The organism is Bacteroidota bacterium (assembly GCA_018698135.1).
Lineage (GTDB): Bacteria > Bacteroidota > Bacteroidia > CAILMK01 > JAAYUY01 > JABINZ01.
Genome location: JABINZ010000264.1, coordinates 1 through 3,122 on the forward strand (window position 1 = coordinate 1; position 3,122 = coordinate 3,122).

2 protein-coding genes are annotated in these 3,122 nt (G+C 35.2%); one reads left to right on the top strand and one right to left on the bottom strand.

Going from position 1 to position 3,122, the window contains the following annotated elements; all coding sequences use genetic code 11:
- The coding region (locus HOG71_16335; GenBank protein MBT5992416.1) for a T9SS type A sorting domain-containing protein at positions 1–1,828 on the top strand (1,828 nt) is incomplete at its 5' end.
- Positions 1,829–1,878: 50 nt separating this feature from the next.
- Here HOG71_16335 and HOG71_16340 read toward each other — a convergent pair.
- Complete coding sequence (locus tag HOG71_16340; GenBank protein ID MBT5992417.1) at positions 1,879–2,910, bottom strand: hypothetical protein; 1,032 nt, start codon at positions 2,908–2,910, stop codon at positions 1,879–1,881.
- Positions 2,911–3,122 lie beyond the last annotated feature (212 nt).

Here is a 3,122-nt window from a genome sequence, read left to right on the forward strand (position 1 = left end):
AGCCATCGCACAAAATGTAACCGTTCAGTTGGATGCAACAGGAAATGGTTCGACAACAGCAGCAGCGGTTGACAATGTTTCTACGGATGCTTGCGGTATTGCTTCCTTAGCATTATCACAGACTGACTTTGATTGTTCAGAAGTTGGTCCAAACAACGTTACTTTAACAGTAACTGATGTTAACGGAAACGTTTCAACAGCAACAGCTACTGTAACCGTGGAAGACAATATCTTTCCGGAATTCGCTTATGCAGACCATGCTCATTGTGCCGATCCTTCAGCTTCTAATTCTTATACGGTTGTAGGTAATGAATTTGACATTACAGATATCTGGGATAATTGCTCCTATACTGTTACAAATGATGCAAGCAACAGCAATACCTTAGAAGGACATGTATTTCCTAAGAATGAGACTATAGTCAAATGGACTGTTACAGATCCTTCAGGAAATATTACCACTCACTCTCCAAAAATAACAATCAACCCATTACCAACCGCTTCAATAACAGCAACCGGAGCAAATGAATGGTGCAATGGTTTGACCCTCACTGCTCATAGTTCAACATCTGAAAATTTGTATCTGTGGAGTAATTTTTATTGGTCTGTGAATAAAACAACACAAGAAATAGTTCTTCAAACAGCTAATTCCAATGCAGGAGATTACAAAGTATTTGTAACTGATCAGAATGGATGTAAATCCGAGTTTCAGGCCAGTTATAATTATGAACCAGAGAAACAGATTTCATCCTACACAATAATTGGACTTGAAGAAGTGGATTTGGGTGAAGATCATGTTGTTAATGGTTCAGTAGGAGTAACAGACGCCAAAGGAGAAGCTAAGATTGGAAAAGGAAGCAAGATCAACAGCAGTGGGTCATTTGTGAAAGCCTATAAAATAAAGGATCATAAAACTTCCGTGATCGCTAGCAAGATTACTTCCCCTGCCAATGTTACTCTTCCAACTATGTATTACAATATATCTGCAGCAACAGGTGTTTTCTCGAAAGTAAAAGTGAAGAAGAACAAGGAGGTTGAATTGACTTCCAATGACATCAGTGTTGATATTGGTGAAGGTTCTATCGTCACATTGACAGGAACTGTATTTGGTGATATCAAATTGGCCAAAGATGCTTCTGTTATCTTCACCGAGTCGGATATTGAGATCAATAAACTGGAGGTTCAGAGTTCCAAGAAAAATGGCATGTCCTATATATTATTTAGAAAGAATGCAACAGTGAAGATTGCTGACAAACTTGATATTCATCAGAATTGCGTTATAAATGATGATGAATTTAAGGTTATATTCTATATGGGTTCGAGCAAGAAGAAAGGAGATGTCCATTTACACAGTGATTTGATATTTAATGGAAGTATTTATGCTCCAAATGGATATTTGCAACTAACAGGAGGTAGTAAGAGCAGTGCAGTCATGCAAGGTTTCTATATAGCTGACAAAGTGAAAGCAAATGCCCACAATGTGACTTGGAACTGGTATGATTGCTGGGACAATACGAATCCTGGTAATTTAAGGATTGCAGAGGAATCATTAATAATAGCTGATGAAGGAGTGATGAGTCTGAAAGCTTATCCGAATCCTTTTAAAGGAATGGCGAATATTGAATTCAGTGTTCCGGAAAGTGGGAAAGCAACAGTTGAAGTTTATAATATTGTAGGTAAGCGAGTAGCAACCTTATTCGAAGGAGAAGTCGAAAAAGGCAATAGCTATACCGAAGTATTCCATGCGGGAGAACTCTCAACAGGTATTTACCTGATCAGATTATCAACAGCAACTGAAAGTTTGGTTGAGCGGATTATTCTGGCTGACTAAGTGAGAATAATTTTTCAGTATAAAGGCTGGTTCGAAAGAATCAGCCTTTTTTATTTTTGGCTGTATTTTTTGTTTTTTTCAAGCAGGTAGTTATACAAGTATATTGTATTTCCATGGCCAACTATTAAAAGCTTCCCTGGTCGAATTATTTGGAATGAATAGATAGGGTAGGAATTGATAACATCTAAATCTTTGATGGTGTTTGTATTTAGATTGTATTCAAAAAATTGTCCTTGATAATTACAGCTAATTAGTTTCTCTTCGTATGAGAAAAAGTCATAAATACAACCTATATCTTTAATAACAATTCTTTCACTATTACGAGTAAGTTTGCCTAATATTCCATGTTTATAATATAAAATATTTTTGCTCCCACAATACCAAATTTCATCACCTACCTGTCCAAAATCGTGAACAATTCCTTTAATTATAAATTCTTTTTTCCAAGTGCTACCACTGTCATTTGAAAAATAAATGGACGAATTCAATAATGGAATTGAATAGGCAGACATGAGTAAATTGTTTTTATCCTGCTCATAATACATTGACCATACAAAACTGTTTCTGTTTTTCCAGATCACTTCAATATCATCCATCTTGTCAACTGAAGTTTTTAAAACAAATCCATTGGGGTAGGCCACTTTTCCGCTGGCAATACGACTTGCTCCTCCACAAATGTAAAGGGTTCCGTCATCAAGTATAAGCATATCATAAAAGCAGCTTTTACGATATTTTTGATCATATGTACTTCGTTTGAAAATCTTTGAAACCAGGTTGTAGTTAATTAATTGCCCATCAGTGGTCGTAATATATACATCAGATTCTCTTTTTACAATACGTAATATATGACTGCATTCGAATGGCAATTTGATAGGTGTTATTCTGCCCAGTGTATCCATAGAGTTTAAAACTCCAAACTCACCACCAATCCAATACTCATTATCACTTATTTTAGTAATATCATAAAAACTAGGATCGAGATTTCCACCTTTCTGTATAAGCTGAGCATGTTGTGCATAAAGGCAAGCATTACTCATTAAAAGAGTAGTTAGAATAGAAATAAAAATGCCTTTAAATTTCATGTTTTGTTTGTAGGGCCGTTTTACAAGTCGGTAAAATTATTATTAATTTCATATTAATGCATATAAATAAATGGTAACTAATCAGGGACAAACATAGCAAGTAATTTTATTCAATTTCTGAGTTTTCCACAATATAGATGACAGGTACACGCTTAGGCAATTAATAGTTGCAATCGAATTGATTTGGAATATTTTAAGAAATGGGAATAACA